General features: G+C 46.9%; 22 protein-coding genes and 1 pseudogene. 6 read left to right on the forward strand and 17 right to left on the reverse strand.

The window, feature by feature from the left end:
• Positions 1-985 precede the first annotated feature (985 nt).
• The 3 genes from G4O42_RS15460 to allC all read right to left on the reverse strand — a co-directional run bounded on the left by G4O42_RS15460 (position 986) and on the right by allC (position 4,817).
• Positions 986-2,182: an MFS transporter gene (locus G4O42_RS15460; RefSeq protein WP_032876699.1), complete on the reverse strand. Its 1,197-nt coding sequence runs from the start codon at positions 2,180-2,182 to the stop codon at positions 986-988.
• 121 nt (positions 2,183-2,303) lie between these two features.
• The gene (locus G4O42_RS15465; RefSeq protein ID WP_228549705.1) at positions 2,304-3,515 is read right to left on the reverse strand and encodes a pyridoxal-phosphate-dependent aminotransferase family protein; all 1,212 of its coding nucleotides are present in this window, start codon (positions 3,513-3,515) and stop codon (positions 2,304-2,306) included.
• A gap of 60 nt (positions 3,516-3,575) precedes the next feature.
• A complete protein-coding gene (gene allC / locus G4O42_RS15470; RefSeq protein WP_032876693.1) occupies positions 3,576-4,817 on the reverse strand; it encodes an allantoate deiminase in 1,242 nt (413 codons plus the stop codon).
• A 200-nt stretch (positions 4,818-5,017) separates the two neighbouring features.
• On the opposite strand from allC, the gene G4O42_RS15475 reads away from it, so the two are divergent.
• Complete coding sequence (locus tag G4O42_RS15475; RefSeq protein WP_032876691.1) at positions 5,018-5,887, forward strand: endonuclease I family protein; 870 nt, start codon at positions 5,018-5,020, stop codon at positions 5,885-5,887.
• 49 nt (positions 5,888-5,936) lie between these two features.
• On the opposite strand, the gene G4O42_RS15480 is transcribed toward G4O42_RS15475, so the two are convergent.
• The gene (locus G4O42_RS15480) at positions 5,937-7,043 is read right to left on the reverse strand and encodes an ABC transporter ATP-binding protein (RefSeq protein ID WP_032876687.1); all 1,107 of its coding nucleotides are present in this window, start codon (positions 7,041-7,043) and stop codon (positions 5,937-5,939) included.
• Between the two features lie 155 nt (positions 7,044-7,198).
• Here G4O42_RS15480 and frlR point away from each other — a divergent pair, with 155 nt between their 5' ends.
• Positions 7,199-7,927 carry a transcriptional regulator FrlR gene (gene frlR / locus G4O42_RS15485; protein ID WP_015240525.1) on the forward strand — a complete coding sequence of 243 codons (729 nt, stop codon included), beginning with the start codon at positions 7,199-7,201 and terminating at the stop codon, positions 7,925-7,927.
• 24 nt (positions 7,928-7,951) lie between these two features.
• Here frlR and G4O42_RS15490 read toward each other — a convergent pair whose 3' ends face one another.
• The 5 genes from G4O42_RS15490 to G4O42_RS15510 form a co-directional block, all read right to left on the reverse strand.
• Positions 7,952-8,806 carry a PfkB family carbohydrate kinase gene (locus tag G4O42_RS15490; protein ID WP_032876683.1) on the reverse strand — a complete coding sequence of 285 codons (855 nt, stop codon included), beginning with the start codon at positions 8,804-8,806 and terminating at the stop codon, positions 7,952-7,954.
• Between the two features lie 13 nt (positions 8,807-8,819).
• Positions 8,820-9,704, reverse strand: a complete 885-nt coding sequence (locus G4O42_RS15495; protein WP_003151895.1) for a carbohydrate ABC transporter permease — start codon at positions 9,702-9,704, stop codon at positions 8,820-8,822.
• A gap of 3 nt (positions 9,705-9,707) precedes the next feature.
• Positions 9,708-10,598 carry a carbohydrate ABC transporter permease gene (locus G4O42_RS15500; protein ID WP_370465873.1) on the reverse strand — a complete coding sequence of 297 codons (891 nt, stop codon included), beginning with the start codon at positions 10,596-10,598 and terminating at the stop codon, positions 9,708-9,710.
• 24 nt (positions 10,599-10,622) lie between these two features.
• Positions 10,623-11,888: an ABC transporter substrate-binding protein gene (locus G4O42_RS15505; RefSeq protein ID WP_032876977.1), complete on the reverse strand. Its 1,266-nt coding sequence runs from the start codon at positions 11,886-11,888 to the stop codon at positions 10,623-10,625.
• A 73-nt stretch (positions 11,889-11,961) separates the two neighbouring features.
• Positions 11,962-12,948 (reverse strand): SIS domain-containing protein, encoded by a 987-nt coding sequence (locus G4O42_RS15510; RefSeq protein ID WP_032876677.1) that lies wholly within the window; start codon positions 12,946-12,948, stop codon positions 11,962-11,964.
• Between the two features lie 196 nt (positions 12,949-13,144).
• Between G4O42_RS15510 and G4O42_RS15515 the strand changes: the two genes are divergently transcribed.
• Positions 13,145-14,071: a MerR family transcriptional regulator gene (locus G4O42_RS15515; RefSeq protein ID WP_032876674.1), complete on the forward strand. Its 927-nt coding sequence runs from the start codon at positions 13,145-13,147 to the stop codon at positions 14,069-14,071.
• 33 nt (positions 14,072-14,104) lie between these two features.
• Here the strand turns inward: G4O42_RS15515 and G4O42_RS15520 are convergent, their stop codons facing one another.
• From G4O42_RS15520 to G4O42_RS15530, 3 genes and pseudogenes are all read right to left on the reverse strand, one after another.
• Positions 14,105-14,695 carry a sporulation delaying protein family toxin gene (locus G4O42_RS15520; protein WP_007410098.1) on the reverse strand — a complete coding sequence of 197 codons (591 nt, stop codon included), beginning with the start codon at positions 14,693-14,695 and terminating at the stop codon, positions 14,105-14,107.
• 84 nt (positions 14,696-14,779) lie between these two features.
• Positions 14,780-15,596: pseudogene (locus tag G4O42_RS15525) on the reverse strand (sporulation-delaying protein SdpB family protein); the annotation flags it as partial.
• A gap of 32 nt (positions 15,597-15,628) precedes the next feature.
• Complete coding sequence (locus tag G4O42_RS15530; RefSeq protein WP_032876667.1) at positions 15,629-16,159, reverse strand: SdpA family antimicrobial peptide system protein; 531 nt, start codon at positions 16,157-16,159, stop codon at positions 15,629-15,631.
• A 125-nt stretch (positions 16,160-16,284) separates the two neighbouring features.
• Here G4O42_RS15530 and G4O42_RS15535 point away from each other — a divergent pair, with 125 nt between their 5' ends.
• The gene (locus G4O42_RS15535; RefSeq protein ID WP_007410095.1) at positions 16,285-16,557 is read left to right on the forward strand and encodes a DUF1648 domain-containing protein; all 273 of its coding nucleotides are present in this window, start codon (positions 16,285-16,287) and stop codon (positions 16,555-16,557) included.
• Between the two features lie 38 nt (positions 16,558-16,595).
• Here G4O42_RS15535 and G4O42_RS15540 read toward each other — a convergent pair whose 3' ends face one another.
• From G4O42_RS15540 to G4O42_RS15555, 4 genes are all read right to left on the reverse strand, one after another.
• Complete coding sequence (locus G4O42_RS15540) at positions 16,596-16,970, reverse strand: nucleotide excision repair endonuclease (RefSeq protein ID WP_007410094.1); 375 nt, start codon at positions 16,968-16,970, stop codon at positions 16,596-16,598.
• A 65-nt stretch (positions 16,971-17,035) separates the two neighbouring features.
• The gene (locus G4O42_RS15545; RefSeq protein ID WP_032876664.1) at positions 17,036-18,151 is read right to left on the reverse strand and encodes an NAD(P)/FAD-dependent oxidoreductase; all 1,116 of its coding nucleotides are present in this window, start codon (positions 18,149-18,151) and stop codon (positions 17,036-17,038) included.
• A 277-nt stretch (positions 18,152-18,428) separates the two neighbouring features.
• Positions 18,429-19,163, reverse strand: a complete 735-nt coding sequence (locus G4O42_RS15550; RefSeq protein WP_032876661.1) for a DUF6060 domain-containing protein — start codon at positions 19,161-19,163, stop codon at positions 18,429-18,431.
• 71 nt (positions 19,164-19,234) lie between these two features.
• Positions 19,235-19,735, reverse strand: coding sequence for a hypothetical protein (locus G4O42_RS15555; protein WP_032876657.1), 501 nt, complete (start codon positions 19,733-19,735; stop codon positions 19,235-19,237).
• A gap of 128 nt (positions 19,736-19,863) precedes the next feature.
• Here G4O42_RS15555 and G4O42_RS15560 point away from each other — a divergent pair, with 128 nt between their 5' ends.
• Together G4O42_RS15560 and csn are read left to right on the forward strand one after the other, a co-directional pair.
• Complete coding sequence (locus G4O42_RS15560) at positions 19,864-20,325, forward strand: DUF2691 family protein (RefSeq protein WP_032876651.1); 462 nt, start codon at positions 19,864-19,866, stop codon at positions 20,323-20,325.
• Between the two features lie 132 nt (positions 20,326-20,457).
• The gene (csn, locus tag G4O42_RS15565; RefSeq protein WP_032876648.1) at positions 20,458-21,294 is read left to right on the forward strand and encodes a chitosanase; all 837 of its coding nucleotides are present in this window, start codon (positions 20,458-20,460) and stop codon (positions 21,292-21,294) included.
• Between the two features lie 35 nt (positions 21,295-21,329).
• Here csn and sufB read toward each other — a convergent pair whose 3' ends face one another.
• Complete coding sequence (gene sufB / locus G4O42_RS15570; RefSeq protein WP_007410090.1) at positions 21,330-22,727, reverse strand: Fe-S cluster assembly protein SufB; 1,398 nt, start codon at positions 22,725-22,727, stop codon at positions 21,330-21,332.
• Positions 22,728-22,742: the final 15 nt, after the last annotated feature.

Here is a 22,742-nt window from a genome sequence, read left to right on the forward strand (position 1 = left end):
CTTTTCCTTTTTCACGCGGAGTTTTGGCTACACTGATACATTCTCCGTTCACAGCGGAAAAAAACTCTCCAAAAAGGAGGGACGGTTCCCCTCCGTGAATCGTAATGAAGCTTCGTGTGTTGGCTACTGGCTGTCTGGATGATGGTCTCACTGTCATCCTGGAAAAATCACTTACTTCTATAAGTCTTTCTTTTTAACAGAAACCGCAGATATAGCAGCAGAAATAACTATCCGCTCCGCTTCTTATGCACTCTCTGTAACATGGAGAATTATAAAAAGGAGGGCGCGCGGAAACATAGGGGGAGCTCCCTGAATGAGTCAATTGATGGGCCCATGGATAATAATTAAATTCTTGCCGCTGATACAAATGGAATGACGGGTAATAATACAACATTTTCAACTCCTTTTCCGTACACCATATTGTACTTACCGACACCCTTTTTAGATGATTGTCTCTTGCATAATTGTGTGTTGGCCTAATTGCGGGTTTTAGCCTGCAAAATCCGTGCAGGGGAGCCATCACAACATCTTCCGTGAGAGGTTTTATAAGCTAACCTCTCCTTGTTGTCACCAATCAACCCCTACACCCGGTGAACGGTTCTTATTATCCCAATGACCCGTTTAGGCAGACTGTTCTCACTCTGCATACGAAACAGCAAATACCAACACCGCTGCTTTTTCCCTTTCTTCATTTACGTCGATCTATGTTGTTCCCGCCTGACTGCCTTCTTTTTTGATCAACTTCCGGCAGATCAAATTTGTCAGACTCCTCAAGAGATAAAGCTGGTTTTACTTTATCTACACCTGTTCCGGTTTCCATTCGCGCTATGCTTGAGCATACGGAACAACTGATTTCCCTATAATTCATAATGGCGTTCGATATGATTTTCCCTCTATGCGCATCTCTGCAATTTCAGAGATGCAGACAGCCGAAGAATAAACGACAATAGCAAAAAGCCTCCGGATACCCGGAGGCTTTTGATTCTTATCCTTGCTGCGTGAACGGCCGGGTTTGTGTCTTTTTGCCCCAGCCAAGCGCGGCCAGAAAACTGATGGCGAGAATGACCGCTCCCAGCATATATGGAAATTCCATATTTACATCAAAGAGAAAACCGGCAGCAGACGGTCCGGCGATATTCGCTAAGCTGATGAATGAGGTGTTCATCCCGCCGGCAAACCCCTGCTGGTCACCGGCGAGCTTCGACAGCATCGTATTAACCGCCGGCCGGAGCAGCGATGTCAGCGTCAGGAAAAAGATTGCCGCGGCAAAAACGGCCCAATATGAACCCGCAAACCGGCACCACACAAGTCCTGCAGCAGCCCCGATCAACGTCACGTTAATCACGCGTTTTTCCCCGAACTTGCGGACGAGATAACTGACGCCGACCGCCTGCACAAACACGCCGATGAGACCCGCAGCCGTAATAATAAAGGCAATATCAGACGCTTTAAATCCGTGTTTATGGTCAACGTAAAGGCCGAAAACGGATTCAAAGTTCATAATTCCGAAGTTCAGCACAAAAACCAGAATCAGCATAAACGCGAACGGCGACTTGAGCGCGCGTGACATTTGCTTAAACAGATGCTCACGTTTTTCCGTTTTTGCCCGGGCTTCCAGCTGCTTTTCACGTCCCAGCGTTTCGGGCAGAAAGAAAAATGAAAGCACACTTGAAAAGCAGGCGAGACTTGCAGACACGATGAACGGCACAGACATGCCGTAATGAACCAAATAGCCTCCCACACCGGGCCCGATGACGACACCGAGCGTCATCGCCGCGCTGAACAGCCCCATTCCTTTCCCGCGTTCTTCTTCGGTCGTAATATCCGCAATGTAAGCGAACATTGACGGCATTAAAAACGCCGCGCCCATTCCGCCCAAAAGGCGGGATGCGAACAATTGCCAGAGGCTTCCGGCAAAGGCGAAGATCAATTGTGACACGGCAAAGGCGGCGATGCCGAAAATAATCAGTTTCCGCCGTCCGTATTTGTCGGTTATTTCCCCGGCAATAGGCGCGAATAAAAGCTGTGTAAGCCCCGCCGCCGCAACAAGCAGACCCATCGTGCTCCCCGTCGCGCCGAATTCGGTAATATAGGTGGGCATAATCGGAATAATCAATCCGATTCCAAGCATCGCAATAAACATATTCAGCATTAAAATTGACAATCGGCCTATGTACGCCATGATTTCTTACCTTCTCCCCAGACAAACAGATGATCATTCCATATTTGTCATTTTTTATACCATTCAGTATAACGGGCAAAAGGGAAAAAAGTCCAGATGATTTCAATCTCGTTTTCAAGTCTCATGACAGCACACCGGTTTCAGCCGGCAGATCATATATGTTAAGGGCCGCCTGCAGCGCTTCCCCGGCTTTAACGGCAACTCCGTGTCTGATCAGAACCGCTTCAAGTCCGGCCAGCACAAACAGCACATTTTCCTTTCTGCAGCTGTAGCCCATCGTTCCGATTCGCCAAATTTTCCCCTGCAGCGGACCGAACGAGCTGGCGATTTCAATTCCGAATTGAGACAAAAGCATCCTTCTGATCGATTCGCCGTCTGCTTCCGGCGGAATCTTCACACATGTGACGACAGGCAGCTTCGCCCCCGGATCGCCGAATAAATTAAGGCCCATCGCTGCAAGTCCCGCCGTAAGCGCTTTTTCATGACGCTGATGCCTGCGGAACCGTTCTTCAAGTCCTTCTTCCAAGACAAGACGCACACCCTCCCGCAGCGCATAAAGCATTGCTGTCGCTTCTGTATGGTGATTCAGCCTTCTTTCACTCCAATAATCTTCGAGCTGGCTCAGATCAAAATAGTTGCTCGTAATCGGGCGATGACCGGACAGCATGTTGCCGTCAGCCGCCGTCGCAATGCCCCGTTCTACCTTTTTACGCGCGGCAATGACAGCGGCCGTCCTGTCATTATAAGTAATCGGCGCCATTCCGGAAGGGACCGACAGGCATTTTTGCGTTCCCCCGATGACTGCGTCAATCTTCCACTCATCCGTTTTTACGGCGCAGCCTCCGATCGTGGCCACGGCATCCACGATAAAGAGTGCGTCTTGGGCGCGGCACGCTTCCCCGATTTCTTTCAGCGGGTGAATCCGCCCCGTTGATGTTTCTCCGTGCACCATAGCGACGATTTTCGGAGAAATCTTTTTCATCTCGCTGATAACCTCTTCAGGCCGGAAGACCGTTCCCCATTCACACTCGATCGTATGAACGTCCGCTCCGTATCGCTCGGCGATTTCAGTCAGCAGGTATCCGAAGCGTCCGTATATCGGAATGAGCACGCTGTCGCCCGGTTCTATCACACTTGCGAGAACAGCCTCAATCCCCGCTCTTGATGTGCCGTCAATCGGATAGGCCCAGCGGTTTTCCGTTTGAAACAATTCACGGAGCATTTGCATCGTTTCGTTCATAATGCCGGTAAATGCCGGGTCAAACTGGCCGATGATCGGAGCGCCCATCGCCCTCAGCACCCTCGGTTCAGCTTCTGTCGGTCCCGGTGTCATAATCGTTCTTTGCGGAATGCACAATTCTTTTCTTGTCTCCACGCCGATTCCCCCTTTACGTTAATAGGCAAGTTTATGTAATACATTCGCCAGCGTAAGGACGCCGGTTTCAAGCTGATGTGCGGGTGTGAATTCAAGCGGTGAGTGGCTGATCCCGCCACGGCTCGGCACAAACAGCATGCAGGCCGGAAAGGTTCTGCCGAGCATCTGGGCGTCATGTCCCGCTCCGCTTACGATCTTCTCCGGGTCCGCCCCCTGCTCTTTTGCAGCCTCTGCTGCGGTTCGTGTCAGTGTCTGATCCATTTGAACCGGCTCTATCCTCATATATTCATCAATAAAGGGTCTGACTCCTTTGCCTCGGCTGATGTATTCAACAATCGATACCAGTTTCTGATGGAAGGCTGCCAGCACGTCTTCCTGCCGGTGGCGAATATCAACGGAAAACTGGATACGGCCCGGAATGACATTCGCCATATTCGGTTCAACCGTCATTTTCCCGCACGTCAGACGGAGCTCTTCCGGCTGTCTTTCCGCTGAAAGCATCAGTTCGTGGATGATGCTGCTTCCCGCCGCGAGCGGGTCTTTCCGCCATTTCATTGAAGTGGTGCCGGCATGGTTGCATTCACCGTCAAGCGTAACGGTATAGCGTCTCTGTCCGGCAATCTCGGTGACAATCCCGATATCCTTTCCTGATCGTTCAAGCGTTTGCCCCTGTTCAATATGAATTTCCAGAAAGGCACTAATATCAGTGCGCAGCGGCGCTGGATAACGGCCTGCACCGAAGCCGTTCTGCCGCATGGCTTCTCTCAGAGAAATGCCGGACGCGTCTGTCGGTGTTTCCGCATCTGAAAGCGAGAAAGCACCGGTGATATTGCCTGAGCCCCAATAGGTGATGGGAAAACGGCTCCCTTCCTCTTCACAGAGCGACACAGCCTCCAGCGTTTTTTTCGGACGCCCGCACGTCTCATGCAAGTGCCGGATCGCCAGCATGCCCGCCAGCACGCCGAACGCACCGTCATATTTTCCGCCGTCAATAACGGTGTCAATATGCGATCCGGTCAGAATCACCTCATCAGGCGATTCTGTGCCGTTCAGCCGGCCGAACACGTTACCGACATCGTCAAATGCCGTTTCCAGCCCGAACGCCTCCATTTTCTTTTTGACGGCAAGCTGGGCGTCCATCCATTCTTTCGTATATAAAAGCCTCGTCACTCCGCCGGAAGCGGAAGCGCCGAATTGAGACAGCCATTGTATGTCATCGGAAATCTCAATATTCGCCGCCGAAAGCTGCTGATGTTCCATACACGCCCTCCTTTTAAACTGAAAAAACTGACAAGATGATCTTCATTATAGAAGGAGCGCATAACGAGTTCATTATCATATCTTCCAAAAAATCAATGATTTTCCGGATACTTTGACCAATAAGCCGAAGGAACTATTTTTCAAAAAAGATAGAATATTAGATTTATTTTTTGGATAATAGAGGTAAAGGAGGGCAAGTCATGACAAAAAAACTTTGGTTTCTGCCGATTGTCTGCCTGTTTTTCATTTTTGGATGGGCCGCGCCGTCAGCCTCTGCGGGCGCGCCGGCTGACACGAATCTGTACAGCCGGATGGCGGTTTCAACTGCCGGCGGCACAACTCTTTTTCCGCAAACTGCCTCAGCTGTCATCACTCCGTCTGCGGATACGGACACATATTACAAAGAAGCTTCCGGAAAAAGCGGAACAGCCTTAAAGAGCGCCCTGCACCGCATCATCAGCGGACATACAAAGCTGTCTTACAGCCAAGTATGGAATGCATTGAAGGAAACTGACGAAGATCCGGCAAATCCGAACAATGTCATCTTGCTCTACACCCAGGAATCACGGGCCAAAAGTAAAAACGGCGGCAGCGTCGGGGACTGGAACCGCGAACACGTGTGGGCAAAGTCACACGGAAACTTCGGAACAGCTGCCGGCCCCGGGACGGACATTCATCATCTGCGCCCTGCAGACGTCCAGGTGAACAGTGCCAGAGGAAACATGGATTTTGATAACGGCGGCTCAGAATACCCGAAAGCGCCGGGCAATTATTACGACGGTGATTCCTGGGAGCCGCGCGATGAAGTTAAAGGAGACGTCGCCCGTATGCTGTTTTACATGGCGGTGCGTTATGAAGGAGAAGACGGGTATCCCGACCTTGAGCTGAATGATAAAACCGGAAACGGCTCAGCTCCTTACATGGGAAAACTGTCCGTTTTGCTCAAATGGAATCAACAAGACCCCGTCGACAGTAAGGAAAAACGGCGGAACGAAATCATTTACGAAGACTATCAGCATAACCGCAATCCGTTTATCGACCATCCGGAATGGGCGGACGAAATCTGGTAATCGTATCATAAGAAGTGATAAGGGAGCCCTGATCATCAGGCTCCCTTTTTCAATATACGGCGTTTTCAGTGTCGGCATCAAAAAAGACGGCCCGGTTCATATTGACCGCAAGCAGAATGGCATCGCCGGGTTTCACCTGTGAGGCGCCGTCAAGACGGATCGTCATGCGGTCATCTCCGCTCACCGCATGAACGTACATCTCCGCGCCTAAGTTTTCACATACTTCCGCCACAGCGCGGCACGCCGCTTCAGGCGGGTGCTCTGATTGTCCGGCAAGCGTCAAATGCTCCGGACGCAGCCCCGCAATCATCTCCTTACCGCTGTATCCTTTCTGCACAAGAACGGCCGCTTTTTCTTTCGGAATGGGCAGACGAACGGACGAACCGGCAAAATACCATTGCCCGTGACTTTCTTCAATGACGCCTTTTATAAAATTCATACTCGGAGAACCGATAAAACCCGCCACAAACATATTCGCCGGATAATGATAAATCTCATGGGGGCTTGCGGCCTGCTGAATATCTCCTTCATTCATCACGACAATCCGGTCGCCCATTGTCATCGCTTCCGTCTGATCATGCGTCACATAAACGATGGTCGCTTTCAAACGCTGATGGAGCTTGCTGATTTCCGCGCGCATCGTCACTCGCAATTTCGCATCTAAGTTGGAAAGCGGCTCGTCCATCAGAAACACTTTCGGCTCCCGCACGATCGACCGGCCGAGCGCAACCCGCTGCCGCTGTCCGCCTGAAAGAGCCTTCGGTTTCCGCTTGAGCAGATGCCCGATTTCCAAAATATCAGCGGCCGTCCGGACTCGCTCTGCAATTTCTTTTTTCGGCAGCTTTCTGAGCTTCAAACCGAACGCCATATTGTCAAACACCGTCATGTGGGGATACAGCGCGTAATTCTGAAAAACCATCGCGATATCACGATCCTTCGGGGGCAGATCGTTTACCGCGTCTCCGTCGATATAAAGCTTCCCCTCAGAAATGCTCTCCAGTCCGGCAATCATTCTGAGTGTCGTAGATTTGCCGCAGCCGGAGGGACCGACAAGCACCAGCAGCTCCTCATCTTTTACATCTAAGTGAAAATCCTTCACTGCCGCTGATTGGGCGCCGTATGTTTTTTTGATATGGTTAAATGTTAATGATGCCATTCGAAACCTCCTCCAATACTGGAAACCGCCACATCTTTCTGTTATGTTAAAAATGTTCGGGGTTTCTGACAGATTCATAAATAAAAAGCAAATTTGTATTATAACGTCATAATACATATAATAGTACTACTACTTGACAAAGGAGGTCCGTCCCATTGTTAAATAACGGGAGCTCGAAACCTTTATATATTCAGCTGAAACAAATTATCGCGGATGATATCAAGAAGGGCGTTTATTCGCCGTCCGTAAAACTGCCGACTGAAAATGAGCTGTGCGAAACGTACAACGTCAGCCGCATAACGGTCAGGAAGGCCATCCTTGATCTTGTGGAAGAAGGCTGGCTCGTCCGGCAGCAGGGAAAGGGAACGTTCGTTAAAAGCCCTAAACTGAAGCGGGAGCTCATCGCGGTCAACGGCTACTCTGAATTTATGGAATCAACGGGGAAAAAACCGAAACACCAGATCCTTTCCCATGAAATCATTGAAGCGCCTAAATCCATCGCCCAAAAACTTCGCGTCGCTTCCGAAAGTCCCGTTCTTGAATTAAAACGCATTTTATTTCACGACGACCAGCCGCTCTCATTCGAAATCGCCCACTATCCGCTTAGTTTATTTCCCGACATCGGCAAGCATATTAAAGGCGGCGTGTCGATGCATGACATTTTGAAACAGCACTATCAGGTGGTGCCCACCCATAATACGAAGCTGTTAAATGTCGTATACGCCAAGCAGGAAGAAAGCCGCTATCTGGCTTGTGATATCGGGGATGCGCTTTTTGAAATTGACAAAACCGCTTTTATGTCAAAAGACCAGCCGATATACAGCTCGCTGTTTGTAATGCATACCGACCGCGTCACGTTTACCATTAACAGTCCCTATGTGTAACAAGTATAAAAAACGAGACAATGCTTATCGTATTCTCGTTTTTTCACTGCTTTTCCCGCCGCCCGGCCTGTAGGGATGCCCGTAACCGAATGCTCCGAACCCTCCGCATGTTTTGGCAGCCGTCCCGGCGGCCGCAGTAAGCGCTCGCCGAATATCCTGATGCTCGAAGAAATCGGTAAGAAACCCGGCGATAAAAGAATCACCCGCGCCCAATGTATCTATTATATCAGCTCTTACCACCGGCTGATGATAGACGCGTTCCCCATCCGATAACACCGCGCCATATTCTCCCCTTGTCAGACAGACGATTTTCGCTCCGAAACCGCGGGCTTTTTCGGCAAGCCGCTCACATTCACTTTCACTCAAATCACTCCCGGAAAAAAACGCATACGTCACGTACGGGCAGACCGCTTCTAAATAGGCTTCGTCACGTTTTACAGAGAAGTCAAAGGAAATCGGCACATGCCCGCTCAGCATCGGGAGGTCACGTTCTATCCTGCTGTATACGCTCGTATGCAGCAGATCATGTCCGGCGATAAATGAGATGTCATTCTCCTGAAAAGCGAGTGTCAGACGCGATTGCACGCCGCCTTTATTTGATCCGGCAAATATTCTGTCCCCTCTTTCATCAAGCGTGACGACCGCCATCCCGTTTTCTCCGTATGCCCGGCGGATCAGATCGGCATTCACCTTTTCCAGTTTCAGCACATTCAATACGTGATCCGCCGCTTCATCACTGCCGAGAATCCCGATATAAGAAGTTTCGTGGCCTAAGCGCCGGGCAAGCACGGCTACGTTTAACGCATTTCCGCCCGGGTAAAACGTTTCCTGATCCTGATAATAATCTACTACATTATCTCCGGCCGCTATCAGTTTCATCTTTTCATCCTCCTTATCCTTTCACGCTTCCCGCTGCAATGCCGCGGATAAAATATCTCTGCATCAATAGAAACAGCGCTATGATCGGAGCAGCAGAAATCGTCAGCCCGGCCAGCAGCACGCCCCAATCCGTCTGCAGCGCATCTCTGAACTGCATCAGCCCGGCCGGAATCGTCCGTAAATTTTCATCATCGATAAAAATAATCGCAAACATAAACTCATTCCATGTATGGTAAGCCGTCAAAATGCCTGATGTCACCAGAATCGGCACGCTCATAGGTAAGAATATTCTGAAAAATATTCCGAAACTTGTACATCCATCCAGATAGGCAGCTTCCTCAAGCTCTTTGGAAATCGACAAAAAATAGGAACGGATCAGAATCACGGTAAACGGAATACGGTAGGCGGCGTACGGAAGAATCAATGCCCAATACGTATTGTACAGTCCCAATGACTGGATAATGGAGTACAGCGGCACAAGACTGACCTGCGGCGTCAGCATCAAGCCGCCAAGACAAATGATCAGCACAAACCCTTTTCCTTTAAATTGAAAACGGGCCAGCCCGTATGCCGCCCAGGCGCTCACAAATACGGTGATGAGACAAGTCAGCACGGTCACAATGACGCTGTTCATAAAATAAGCGGAAATCCCTTGGTTCCATGCGGATACGAAGTTTTCGGGATGCCAGACAGAGGGCAGCGACCAGCTGTGCTCAAAAATCTCATCCGAGCTTTTAAAGGCGCTGACCGCCATCCATAACAGCGGATATGCAACAGCAATGAGGTAGATAAAGAGAAACAGCCACACAGATGTTTCCCCGACATACCATTTTCTCGGTTTTCCGCCTGTTCTGACGGCCTGACGGGCATGACGCAAGTCCGTCTTTTCAGGAAGCATCGGCTACTCCTCCTTTCCGGTCTTAAAGAATTTCATCTGAATAAGCGACAGAGCAAGCGTCAGCAAAAGCACCACCGTCGCGATCGCAGAAGCGTAGCCCATCATATCCTTTGTAAAAGCGCTCTTATACAAAAATGTGCTCAGCACTTCTGAAGCATTGCCCGGCCCTCCGCCGGTCAGAATATACGGTTCATTAAATACGGTAAATGCGCCGGTCAGCGTCATCACCACGGCAACAAACGACATTTCTTTCGTCTGCGGCACCGTAATGTGAAAAAACTGCTGGATTTTTCCGGCTCCGTCCAGCTGCGCCGATTCATATAATTCAGCGGGAATGCTCTGAATCGAGACAATGTACAGCATGGCGATGTAACCGACAGACTGCCATTGAGACACAAAAATGACAGACAGCATAGCGGTGTTTTCATCGCCCAGCCACGCCCGGGTCAGTTCATCAAGTCTGACGGCTTCCAGCAGCTGATTCAAAAGCCCGATTTCCGGGTTATAAATAAAATCAAACAACAGCGCAATGACGGTCATGGAAATGACGACCGGAAGAAAAAAGACCGTACGGAAAAAAGGCGACCATTTTCTTACCAGTCTGTCTTCCAGCACAGCCGCCAGAATTAAGCCGCCGCCAACCTGGAAAATCAGCGATATGACCGCATACAGCACATTGTTGCGGAGTGCTGTAAAAAACACGGGATCGTGAAACAGGTCAATATAATTTTTCAGACCGATAAACGTCTTTTCGGGTTGAAATGAGCTCCATTCAAACAGACTGAAAAACACATTCTCAATAATCGGAATGTAAACGAACAGCAGAAAAATCAGCGCGGGCGCGAGAAACAGATACGGAATGAAACGTTTTCGGCTGACCAAGGAAATCCTCATCTCCTTTCTCCAAAGAAATCTGTTCTATTCAGATGACGCTTTGACCTGACGCGCCGCTTTCTGCACGGAATTCATCACCTCGCGCGGTGTCATTGTGCCGCCGAGCATCTGCTGAACGCCTGCCGCATACACATCGGCGATTTCAACGTCAACATCCATATCAAACCACGGCACCATTGTTTCTGCGCGGACGATATCCTGCACGGCTTCGCGCTGGATCGGGGCGGAATTGTTTTCTGTCGCCGTTCCTTGAACCGCGCTGTATTTACCGACGTCTTTTATCAGCTTCTCTCCCATTTTTTTCGAGGTTAAAAACTGCAGAAATTCCATGGCTTCTTTCGGGTGCTTCGTTTTTGAGGAAATCATAAATCCTTCCGGAGATCCGGTCAGTGCACGGGGAGATCCCTTTTCGCCGCTGATTTTCGGGAAAGGAAACAAGCCCAGATTGACCGGTTCGACGAGCTTAATTTCTGCCGTTTCCGCATAAATCATCGCCGCTTTGCCGCTCGTAAACTGCTGGCGCACGTATTCGTGATCGACGGAGTTCACGTGCTTTGTAAAGTACGGCAGAAGTTCCTGAAGCTTTTCAAGCGCTTTGACATAGCCTTCGTCCGTAAACTCCCCGGTTTCCGGGCTGTAATCCTTCGCCCGCGTTTTTTCATCCACCATACGCTGGTTCAGCGTCCCGATATAATGAGAAATGGTCCAAGGCGCTTTTGTGCCGAAACTGATCGGAATATATCCGTTCTTTTTCAATTTCTCAGAGACTGTGATCAGTTCATCCCATGTCGCCGGGGGCTTCAAATGTAATGCATTAAAAATGTCCTTATTATAAAAGAATGATTTAGCGTCCATTTGCCACGGAACACCGTACTGTTTTCCGTCATGCGTAAAGGGTTTGATTTGTGACTGCACAAGCTGTGAGGACCAATCTTTATCCTGCTGATAGTAAGACGACAGATCGAGGGCTTTATTTCCTTTGATGAATTTATAAGCAAACCGGTCGCTCCATGAAAAGAAAATATCAGGGGGGCTCGTTGTTCCGAGCATGACTTTCACCTTGTCTTTATAAGAATCGTTTAAGACCGCTTCCGTTTGGATATGAATATCCGGATGAGCGGCTTCAAATTCTTTGACCGCTTCTTCAAAATAGCTTTTTTCCGGCTCCTTCGGCCACCTGTGAAAAAACTTCAGGGTCACTTTTCCGTCAGAGGAACTGCTTTGGCTTGAACAGGCGGCGGCTGACAGACATACAGCTAACAGAACGAACAGGCAGATGAGCTTTTTCAGATGCTTTTCCTCCTTTGTCACCGGACTATAACGTTATATATCATTATAGTCCGATGAAATATAATGCGCGTTCTTAATATTCGACTTTCCACATGTAACGCCGCTTGCTTAACGGATGGTTCCTTGCTTCCGCCAGCGCATCCGCATAGCTTCTGAGCACCCGGTTTAATACGAGAGGAGCCAGGTAGCCTTTTACAGAATCGTCAATTCCGGAAAAATCATATGCTGCCGCATCAAGCACAGTCAGTTTTTTGCCGTATCTTTTTGAGAAGGAAAGCGCCCGCTCTTCAAGGGGTCTTGTTTCGTCTAAGCCGAGCAGGATAATAAATGGAACGGATTCATCAATGATTTCGAACGGTCCGTGAAAATATTCTCCGGCATGAATGGCGTGGGAATGAATCCATTGCATTTCCATGAGAATGCAGATGCTGTAGGAGTAAGCGACGCCGTAGTTCGCACCGCTTGCCATCGTGTAAATGATATCTTCTTTTTCGTGGGTTTTCGCGAATGCCTTTGCGTGATCCGCTTCTTGTTTAAGCGCTTTGTCATATACGGTCTGGAGCTTATTGAGTCCGTCGATGGCCTGCTCAAACGCGGGATGGTTTTCCAGCACGTGTAAAGCGCCGAACACGATTTGATACAGAACTCCGTAATTCGTATTTATCGCCTGTGCGTTCTCACCCCAGTCATAAACCGCGACATATTCGGCTTCTTTCGCTAACGGCGAATCAGGCTCAAAGGTCATCGCAATTGTAAGCGCGCCTTTTTTTCTGGCGAAACCGGCGGCTTTCACCGTTTCCGGCGTATTGCCTGACTGAGAACATAAAATCACGAGAGAGTTCTCTCCGAGCTGAACCGGATTGCGCTGAATAAATTCATTTGAACTGTAGAGATCAGAGCTGATGGCTTTCGCCTCTCTGTCAAACACGTACTTGCTCGGATACATAATGGCTGAAGAACCTCCGCAGGCGACGAAAAAGACGTGATCAATCGTTTTTCCTTTCAGATCATCCAAGAAAGCCTGAACCTTGTGATTCACTTGTGCGGCAGTTTGACTCAAATCCTTCACTCCTCAGTATTTTATTATATAATGTTATATAACATTATATAACGTTATATTAATCGCAACAAAGGCGTGTTGTCAATAATATTTTCTGAAATTTCTAAAATATAAAATAGACACGTCTTATTTCCCGCCCTCTCTTGACCTGACCCTTAGAGACACGTTTAGAATGAAAAGCAGGGAGTGATTCAGAATGAATATAAAAGAAGCCGCCAGGCAGACGGGTCTCACGAAAAAAGCCATCAAATATTATGAGCAGGAAGGTTTAATCACCGTCAGCAAAAACCCTGATAACGGATACCGTGAGTATTCCGCTCAGAACGTGAATACGCTGAAAATGATTGCCGCCCTCCGAATGCTGGCACTGTCTGTAAGCGATATTAAAGCGTTCCTCTTAGAGGGCAGCAGTCTGCATGATATACTGCGCCAGCAGCATCAAAAGCTCAGCCGGCAGATTGAAGAGCTTGAACAGGAACGGAAACTGACTGAAATGCTGATCAAGCGCGTGGAAGATGCGGAAAATGTCGATTCCATTCTGCATGATATCGGCGAGGTTAAAATAGATGAACCGAAATATATGGGACTTCAGCTGAAAAAACTGTTCCCGGGAGATTTTGGAGAATTTATCGCCGCGCTGTTTGAACCGTTCCTCGACTTTTCTATTGATACAGATGAGAAAAAAACGATATGGGCGGAGCTTATCAAAGTATTGGATGATATGGAAGAAGTTCCGGCTGCACACCCGATGATGCAGCTGGTCGGCAAGGAAGATCCGGCTCAGCTCCAGCAGCACAAAGTCCAGCATGATCAATTTATCGAGCGGATTTTGGAGAGAGACCCCGCCACTTGGGACACTCATAAAAACATCATCATTCAGCTTGTGAAAAGAGTGCAGACAGATGAAGAATACAGAGAAAGCCTGATCAAGGTCGGAGAATCAGCTTCTGATCTGCCCGCGCTGAAGGCGGGATCGCCTTTCAGCAATCTTCTTCAAAAGCTCAGCCCGAAATATGACACGTACGTGCGACTTCAGCTTGAACTGAAAAAAGAAGCCGACGAGGAACTCGGCTTTGATTCAGAAGCATATTTAAAACAGATGCTTCAATCAAAAAAACGCTAAGGTTCGTCTCCTTAGCGTGTTCTTTCTTCAGCCTCAGTGCTGCGCGTTAATGCGGTCAACGACATTAGCGATGAGCTGCTCTTTTCCTAAGTCGGAATCTTCGTCAACGCTTGCTACTGTCAAAATGATGGCCGCTACCGCAAGAGCGATCGTCTCAATGGCGGCCGCCGCGTTTAAAAATACCCAGACAGCCGTTGCGCATTGGCCGATGGCCGTTGATTTTCCTTTGTCCATGCTCTTTTTGTCAAACTCTTCTTTCAGCACTTTCGCCATAATCTGCGAACCTTGATCAATGACGCTGTTCACTTTTTCATAATCGCCGCTGTAGACCGCCGCTTTTAACTCTTTAAAATAATCCGGCGATGACTTTTTAATATCAGCGATCACCTGATCGGAAACTTGCTTTAATTCATCCTGATCAATCTTTTTAACAGCCTTGGTATCCCACACTTCAGGAAGGAGCTTTGCGACCTCACCTTGTCCGAAAAAGATGCCGGAAAAAATGTCTTCACCCGAATAAGAGACCGACGGCTCAGTTTTCGCCGCGGCATGCGGGCCGACTAATGCGACCATTAAAACAAACACCAGCATCATGGCAGCTGCGGACTTCTTGCTTTTAACCATATAATTTCCTCCTTTTCCTTTTATTGAGAAAATTGTATCTGATAAAAAGGGGATTGTAATGGTTCAAAGCTACTGTTTTCTCTGCCGGCACCAAAAACAGGACCAAAATACCAGCCACCGTAATGGAAAACGAGGTAAGCCCCAGCATAACGGCAAAGATTTCGTGCATAAAAATGGAGATAAACAATATCAAACGCCAATATGTTTTCGGAGCGAACAAAGCGCAGAACATAATGGTTTGCACAATGAGCGTGCCCCACGTCGGGATGATGACAAGCTTGGACTGCAGGATAAAGTCAAACAGACCGTGAAGCGCATCCGGCAGACCCAGCATCGGATCGTTCAAATAGTAATAAACGGCGGTTCCGTTCTGCCACTCTTCTTCCATCAGTTTGGCAATGACAGAGTTAAAGTACAGCATCGCGACCTGTATTCTGATGATTGTCAGTGTCGCCCAGCATAAGGAGCGGTAATAAGGCTCAAGCGGTCTTTTCTCAAAAGACGTCTCGTACGGAGACCAGTGCCATTTCCGCGGATCGGTTAATGTCAGCGGAAGCAGCAGCAGCGTAAAAACGGCAGCCACTTGATCTCCCCCGTCAAGAGTAACGGCGGAGTTTTGGAAGCTGTACGAAATCCACCAGTGAAAAAAACCGGTGAGGCGGGGCCGCCAGCCAATGACAACAAGGATTAACATACAGATACAAACGGCTTTGACGATCTCAATGTAACGGAAATCGGGAAACAGCAGAAACAGGCTGAACGTGTCGGAAAAGCTGAGCATTTGATTTTGCGTTTTGAAGAAGACAGACGCCGGATTGAACAGCAATGTCAGCAGCGTGCCGAGCGCGATTAAGCTTCTGGCAAGCCCGTACACATTTGTCCAAGGCGGATTCTTCATCATCCATAAGGTGAGCTCCTTTTTTGCATCCTGAATCAATTGACATCCACTCCGATGTATTTTTTGATGGTTCTTTTCGTTTCGGTATGCTGGCTCCATGCCCATGGGGTAATGCGTTCATATGTAATGATCATTTTCCCTTTCAGCCTTGGGGAGGGAGACTCATTTTTCATTTTCAAAAATGTGGTATCCTTAATGTCTTGGCCAGTCGTGAAGTCGTTCCACTTCTCTTTGGAAGGCAGCTTTTCCAGCATAAGGCCGAGCTCTATCCCTTGCGTCCGGCCGTAGCGGTTTAAGCCGATGACATTTTTCAGAGAATTATTCGGCCATCTGAGCTCCTCATCGGCATCAAGAAGATAGATGTTCAAGCTGTCTTCTCTGGGATCTTTACTGAAAAATCCCCAGCTTTGCGGATAAATCATGGAAACGGTTTTGGATTGATGCTTGGTTAATTGGATGGCGGAGCTTGGCAATGCCGCGATGATGGTAAAAAGCAAAACGATGATCCAGGCGGCCATGATAAAAAGAAAGAATGAAAACATGCTGGTTTGCTTCTTGTCAGTCAATTGAAACCCTCCTAGCGTATGGAAATTTCATTGACATGATTATACACCATTCAACAAGTAAAATATTGATTAATTAGATTTTTCAGACTAATATACTATTATATGTAAAAAAGGGGAGTGTTCATATGTTTTTGATGAATGATAAAGTGCTGTGGGGAGCTGTGGTTCTCGCCTTTATTCTTTCGATTGTGTTTTATCCGTTTCTTCCTGCTGATATGGCCATTCACTATGACGTGTCGAACCGTCCGAATACATCAATCAATAAAACAGCCGGCGTCCTGATTTTTCCCGTGCTCATGATGATCTGCATGTTATTCAGAAAAAAGGTCGTCCAGCTATTCCTCGTCGTTTACTGTCTGCTGATCGTGCATATTGCCGTGATGTGGCTGGCACTGTAAACATAAAGAAAACCGGAGCCCTTAAGCTCCGGTTTTTCTTATTTATAAAATACTTTCTCAATGTTGTATTTCGACTGAAGGGTATTGATCGCGTACGTTTCGTAAATCTCCCTTTCCATCGGATCATTTACGACACATACTTCAATTTTATACACTTCGTCCCTGTGATGTTTAACAGGCGACACATTGTCTTCAAAATGCTTTTTGATTCTTTGTCTTAATTTACGGGCTTTCCCGACAAACAGCAGCTCATCATGAATGTTATAAAACATAAAGATGCCGCCTTTGTCTCTCGGAATTTGGTGAAAATCAATGAAACCGTAAATCGCTTTAATCGCCGGTTCATTCTCCGACGGTGACTGCTGCCGTTCCGTAATGGTTACATCAGGAGCAGGAAGGTTTATTTTTATCAAATGGGTCACGTCCTCTTATTCATTAAAGCTCCATCCTATCATAAGAATGCGCCAAAAGCTATTTTTTATTCAAGCGCCCCGGCCGGATCATAAAGGCTCAAATCAATTTCCGTCTGCTGCCCGAGCGCGAGTTTCGCCAGTTCAGCCCCCAGATACGGCCCGCTCGTCAGTCCTGAGGCGCCCAGCCCGTTGGCAACGAGGAGTCCGCTGATATTCGGCACTTTGCCGATGACGGGAAGAAAACCGGGAGTAAACGGCCTGAACCCGACTCTTGTCTCTATCATAGTACTGTCTGAAAGCCCCGGCGCCACGGTTAATGCTTTGTCAAAAATCTCGCGGAGACCGCCGGCCGTCACCCGCAAATCCATGCCGGTATCGTTTTCATGAGTCGCGCCCGCTATGATTCTGCCGCTGTCAAAGGCGAGAATGTATTGATCGTTTGGGGGCATGACGACGGGCCAGCCGCCCGTCTCCTCTCCCTGAAGCTCTAAATGAACGATCTGCGCCTTTTGGTATGATACTGAAAAACGGATGCCGAGCGGCTCAAGCAGCTCTCTCGCCCAAGCGCCGGCCGTTACGAGAACCTGGTCGGCAGTAAGCGTGCGTTCTGCAGTTTTCACACCGATGACGGCACCGTCCTCTGTCAATATTGACGCTTCTTCATTGTAAACAGCCGCTCCGTGCTTAACGGCCGCATTTAACAGCGCCTTACGAAGCGCTCTCCCGTTCACCCGGGCCGCGCCGCTGACATGAACCGCTCCGTATTCCTCCGACAGCGCGGGAAACAGCGCCTTCGTTTCTTCCGGAGTCAGTCTTGTAATGTCACCGATTTCAGGGGCGTCCTCTCTTCTTTTATAAGCTCTTTCCTCCATTTGGCTGAGCTTTTTTTCATCCGTATGGAGGCTGACAGCACCGACCTTTTGATAACCGGTTTCTGTTTCTCCGTCAGCTTCAAGCTGCTGTATCAATCGTTCATAATAACGGGCTCCGCCTTTTGCGATCGCATACCATGCCTGATTGCGGCGCTGTGACAGCCACGGGCAGACGATCCCCGCCGCGGCGTCAGTCGCCTGCCCCGGGTGCTTCCGGTCAATGACCGTTACATCCGCCCCGGCCTTTGCGAGATGATAAGCCGCGGACGCACCGAGAATGCCGGCCCCGATAATCAAATAAGACTTCATGTATAACACCTTTTCTATCTGTTTTGTCTTATTTATTTTAACAAATGGAGCACTTTGCTTCGACCTTTTGTCCCCATATGAAAAAGTGGAAGGCTGACCAATCTCTTCGTTTAGTATCAATTCAAAAGTCATAGTCAACGTATATACAGATCAAGAACAAAAGAGAACATCAAAGAACGCGGCTAAGTATCAACCCCGTCCTTTTTTTTTAAAAAAAGATTGGAGGATAAAGGCATTATCACTATTATCCTTCCACTATATAAACTGATCTATCATACTATTTTTTAGTAAAAACAAAAGTATAGTATCCATCAGCTTCTCCAGTTTTCATCTTAATCGCTGATCTTCCATAGGCTGATTTACTGCTGATTTTACCATGCATTGTAGAATACTGCGTTAGGGTACCTGTAGACTTTCTTTTGTATGGTTTAAAGGCTATATATCCAGATTGGCCTTTTTTGAGCGTAAAGGAATATGTAGTAGAATAAGATTTTGCTGACGTAAAATTAAAACTAGCTCCATAGTTTATAGCTTGAATTTCTGATGAAGCATTAACACTGTAAGACTTAGATACAGTAGCTTGCGTCTGTTTATCGACTCTGCACGATGATGTAGTACACTTAATTGTTGCTGAAACTTTTATAGGGTCTCCATAATATTTAGTGGCTGATTTTTCTTTATATCTCCAATATCTAAGATCAACGTCAGCATAGGGCTTAAATTCTAATTCGTCATTGCTTTCCTCAGAAACAAAAAACTCATTCTCTAAATCTTCGTTTTCTTTTATTTCAGTCGTTTTTTCATATTCATCTTTTGAAACAGGTACAAGCCCATGTTCTGACGCTTTGAATGGTGCGATTACTGCACCTTGTTCCTCATCATAAAATTTTTCTACATTTGAATCAGATAGATTAATAGTATATTGCTCGACAGCGAATCCTTTCGAGGGATTTCCAAAAATCATCAAAAATACCACGAAAACTGCAATCAAAAGCGTAACTTTCTTTTTCATATACACCCTCCTTATTTTTATGGCACATTAAAATATTACCAGAGGAGCATATTTTTGTAAACCGAGTGTGATTAATTTATACTAGGAATTAACAAATAATATATTCCGGATTTCTTATCCACATGAGGGGTTAAATTGTTATCTGTCTGAGTTTCAATTTTCAGATTTTTCGTTTTGTTAAATCCAGCATATAACTTATATTTTTTACCTGAATACGACTTTACATCAAATGAAATATCCGTCTTATTATTCTGATTTTTAAGCGCTACACCATTTCCATTCTTTACCCATATAACTTTTTTATCTTTCCATGCCAATGTTCCTGTTCCTATACCCATTTGTTTATTTTCTTCAAATTTGTATATCACAACTTTTTCATTGTCAATTTCCTTTGTTTCATATATAAAATCAGTGATATAAGGTGATTCTTGTTTAGCATACTGTAAAGCTTCATGTTCAGTATTAAATTTTTTCGCTGAATCAGGAGTTTCATTATTCTTAATAAAAAACAAACTGATTATGAAAATAATACAGATGACCAATAAACAAATAATAATCTTTTTCCCCTTCATAACAATAGTCCTCCAATTTAGAAATATATTAGCTATTATTATAGCAATTTTACAGTAATAAAATAAAGTTCCTATGGATTTAATTTCAAAATAGTCAGTTATTAATTATTCGATTTCCTCATTTTATTATGAAACGCGGCATTACTTTTGACATTCCAAATGAATTCGGACGGTTTGCGGCAGATATATTACAACCGTTCCCCATCTCTTCCTATGCGTGGTTTATCGGTGATGGAGAGGCGTATACTGAATTCAAAGAAGACACCGATACAGACCTATTTCCGCAAAATCAGCGCATCATTCAGGGTCAAGAACTCCGTCAGCGTCTGGAAGGAGACCCTTATTATATGATTTTTGCTGAATTGAAAGCTTTCTCGGGCGGGATGGTAACGGAAATCAATACATATGATGAATATTTGGAGAGTTCCTGTGAGCTTGTGCTTCTCATTGCAGATTGCTCGTATGTAACGTTATATTGCAAAGATCCGGATATGCTCGAAGCCCTTTATCAGCAGGCTGTACAATGCGGGTTTCACCGCGTTGACTATGTTACAGATGAGAATGACGCGAGAACCGGATTGTCTGTCTGATGAAGGTGCGTTCTTTTTATGAAGCGCCGGATAGGGCTTAGGATTCAAAATATTGACAAATTCGTGTGTTTAAAAAAAACAACCCCCTCATGTATACTGAGTGCGTAACTCACATATGAAAGGGGTATGGCAATGAAAATCAGCTTGAAGAAAAAAGCAGGTTTTTGGAAGAAGACGGCGGTTTCGTCACTTATTTTCACCATGTTTTTTACCCTGATGATGAGCGGTACGGTTTTTGCGGCCGGGCTGAATACGGATCAGAAGCGCCGGGCGGAACAGCTGACCAGCATCTTTGAAAACGGAAAGACGGAAATCCAATACGGATATGTTGAAGCGTTGGATGACGGAAGAGGTTACACTTGCGGGCGGGCCGGCTTTACGACGGCTACCGGAGATGCGCTGGAAGTAGTCGAAGTATACACGAAAGCGGTGCCGAATAACAAATTGAAAAAGTATTTGCCTGAATTGCGTCGTCTTGCGAAGGACGAAAGCGATGACATCAGCAATCTGAAAGGATTCGCTTCTGCTTGGCGCTCACTTGGCAATGATAAAGCCTTCCGCGCTGCCCAAGATAAGGTAAATGACAGCTTGTATTATCAGCCGGCGATGAAACGTTCAGAAAATGCCGGACTGAAAACGGCCTTGGCAAAAGCGGTGATGTACGATACGGTGATTCAGCATGGCGACGGCGATGATCCAGACTCCTTTTATGCCCTGATTAAACGCACGAACAAAAAAATGGGCGGGTCACCGAAAGATGGAATTGATGAGAAGAAATGGCTCAATAAATTCTTGGATGTGCGCTATGACGATCTGATGAATCCGTCAGATGAGGACACTCAGGATGAATGGAGAGAATCGGTTGCCCGTGTCGACGTTTTCCGCGATATTGTCAAAGAGAAGAACTACAATTTAAACGGGCCGATTCATGTCCGGTCAAGCGAATACGGTAATTTCACTATTCAATAAACAAAAAAACCCCGCCATATGGCGGGGTTTTACTATTAACCGATAGAACCTTCCATTTCGAACTTAATCAAACGGTTCATTTCAACTGCGTATTCCATCGGAAGTTCTTTTGTGAATGGCTCGATGAAGCCCATAACGATCATTTCTGTTGCTTCTTCTTCAGAAATACCGCGGCTCATCAGGTAGAAAAGCTGTTCTTCAGAAACTTTTGATACTTTTGCTTCGTGCTCCAATGAAATGTTGTCGTTCAGGATTTCATTGTAAGGAATTGTATCAGAAGTTGATTTGTTATCCATAATGAGCGTATCACACTCGATGTTTGAACGGGCGCCGTCCGCTTTCCGTCCGAAGTGGACGATACCGCGGTATGTTACTTTTCCGCCTTGTTTAGAAATCGATTTTGATACGATTGTGGATGACGTATTCGGTGCAAGGTGAATCATTTTCGCACCTGCGTCCTGATGCTGCCCTTTGCCCGCAAGAGCGATAGAGAGCGTCATGCCGCGCGCGCCTTCACCTTTCAGAATGACAGCCGGATATTTCATCGTCAATTTAGAACCGATGTTTCCGTCAACCCATTCCATCGTCGCGTTTTCTTCACAAACCGTACGTTTCGTTACTAAGTTGTAAACGTTGTTCGCCCAGTTTTGAATTGTTGTATAACGGCAGTAGCCGCCTTTTTTGACAATGATTTCAACAACTGCGCTGTGAAGCGAGTTTGTTGTGTACACAGGAGCCGTACAGCCCTCTACGTAATGAACGCTTGCTTCTTCGTCAACGATGATCAGCGTACGTTCGAACTGACCCATGTTTTCGGAGTTGATGCGGAAGTAAGCTTGAAGCGGTGTTTCAACCTTCACGCCTTTAGGCACGTAGATGAAAGATCCGCCGGACCAAACAGCTGAGTTAAGCGCCGCAAACTTGTTATCAGTCGGCGGAATGACTTTCGCCCAGTGCTCGCGGAAAATGTCTTCATTTTCTTTCAGCGCGCTGTCTGTGTCTTTGAAGACGATGCCTTGCTCTTCAAGATCTTCTTTCATATTGTGGTAAACAACTTCGGATTCGTACTGTGCAGAAACACCGGCAAGGTATTTTTGCTCAGCTTCAGGAATACCCAGTTTGTCGAATGTCTGTTTAATTTCCTCAGGCACTTCATCCCAAGAACGCTCTGAACGCTCAGACGGCTTTACGTAATACGTAATTTCGTCAAAGTTTAAAGAGTTTAAATCCCCGCCCCACTGCGGCATCGGCATGTTGTAGAAATGCTCAAGAGATTTCAGGCGGAAATCAAGCATCCATTGAGGCTCTTCTTTCATGCGTGAAATTTCTTCTACGATTTCTTTTGTCAATCCGCGCTCTGAACGGAAAATGGAAACGTCCTTATCGTGAAAACCGTACTTGTATTCACCAATTTCAGGCATTTTTTTAGCCATCCATTTTCACTCCAA

Source organism: Bacillus sp. LUNF1 (genome assembly GCF_011008975.1).
Taxonomy (GTDB): domain Bacteria; phylum Bacillota; class Bacilli; order Bacillales; family Bacillaceae; genus Bacillus; species Bacillus velezensis.

Bases quoted from the DNA above. Each gene is read 5' to 3' on its own strand.
- G4O42_RS15560 (WP_032876651.1), top strand. From the start codon at position 19,864: ATGAAACGCGGCATTACTTTTGACATTCCAAATGAATTCGGACGGTTT.
- G4O42_RS15515 (WP_032876674.1), top strand. From the start codon at position 13,145: ATGAATATAAAAGAAGCCGCCAGGCAGACGGGTCTCACGAAAAAAGCC.
- G4O42_RS15460 (WP_032876699.1), bottom strand. From the start codon at position 2,182: ATGGCGTACATAGGCCGATTGTCAATTTTAATGCTGAATATGTTTATT.
- G4O42_RS15555 (WP_032876657.1), bottom strand. From the start codon at position 19,735: ATGAAGGGGAAAAAGATTATTATTTGTTTATTGGTCATCTGTATTATT.
- G4O42_RS15545 (WP_032876664.1), bottom strand. From the start codon at position 18,151: ATGAAGTCTTATTTGATTATCGGGGCCGGCATTCTCGGTGCGTCCGCG.
- G4O42_RS15465 (WP_228549705.1), bottom strand. From the start codon at position 3,515: ATGACACCGGGACCGACAGAAGCTGAACCGAGGGTGCTGAGGGCGATG.
- G4O42_RS15475 (WP_032876691.1), top strand. From the start codon at position 5,018: ATGACAAAAAAACTTTGGTTTCTGCCGATTGTCTGCCTGTTTTTCATT.
- csn (WP_032876648.1), top strand. From the start codon at position 20,458: ATGAAAATCAGCTTGAAGAAAAAAGCAGGTTTTTGGAAGAAGACGGCG.
- G4O42_RS15500 (WP_370465873.1), bottom strand. From the start codon at position 10,598: ATGAGGATTTCCTTGGTCAGCCGAAAACGTTTCATTCCGTATCTGTTT.
- G4O42_RS15550 (WP_032876661.1), bottom strand. From the start codon at position 19,163: ATGAAAAAGAAAGTTACGCTTTTGATTGCAGTTTTCGTGGTATTTTTG.
- sufB (WP_007410090.1), bottom strand. From the start codon at position 22,727: ATGGCTAAAAAAATGCCTGAAATTGGTGAATACAAGTACGGTTTTCAC.
- G4O42_RS15480 (WP_032876687.1), bottom strand. From the start codon at position 7,043: ATGGCATCATTAACATTTAACCATATCAAAAAAACATACGGCGCCCAA.
- G4O42_RS15520 (WP_007410098.1), bottom strand. From the start codon at position 14,695: ATGGTTAAAAGCAAGAAGTCCGCAGCTGCCATGATGCTGGTGTTTGTT.
- allC (WP_032876693.1), bottom strand. From the start codon at position 4,817: ATGGAACATCAGCAGCTTTCGGCGGCGAATATTGAGATTTCCGATGAC.
- G4O42_RS15495 (WP_003151895.1), bottom strand. From the start codon at position 9,704: ATGCTTCCTGAAAAGACGGACTTGCGTCATGCCCGTCAGGCCGTCAGA.
- G4O42_RS15490 (WP_032876683.1), bottom strand. From the start codon at position 8,806: ATGAAACTGATAGCGGCCGGAGATAATGTAGTAGATTATTATCAGGAT.
- G4O42_RS15535 (WP_007410095.1), top strand. From the start codon at position 16,285: ATGTTTTTGATGAATGATAAAGTGCTGTGGGGAGCTGTGGTTCTCGCC.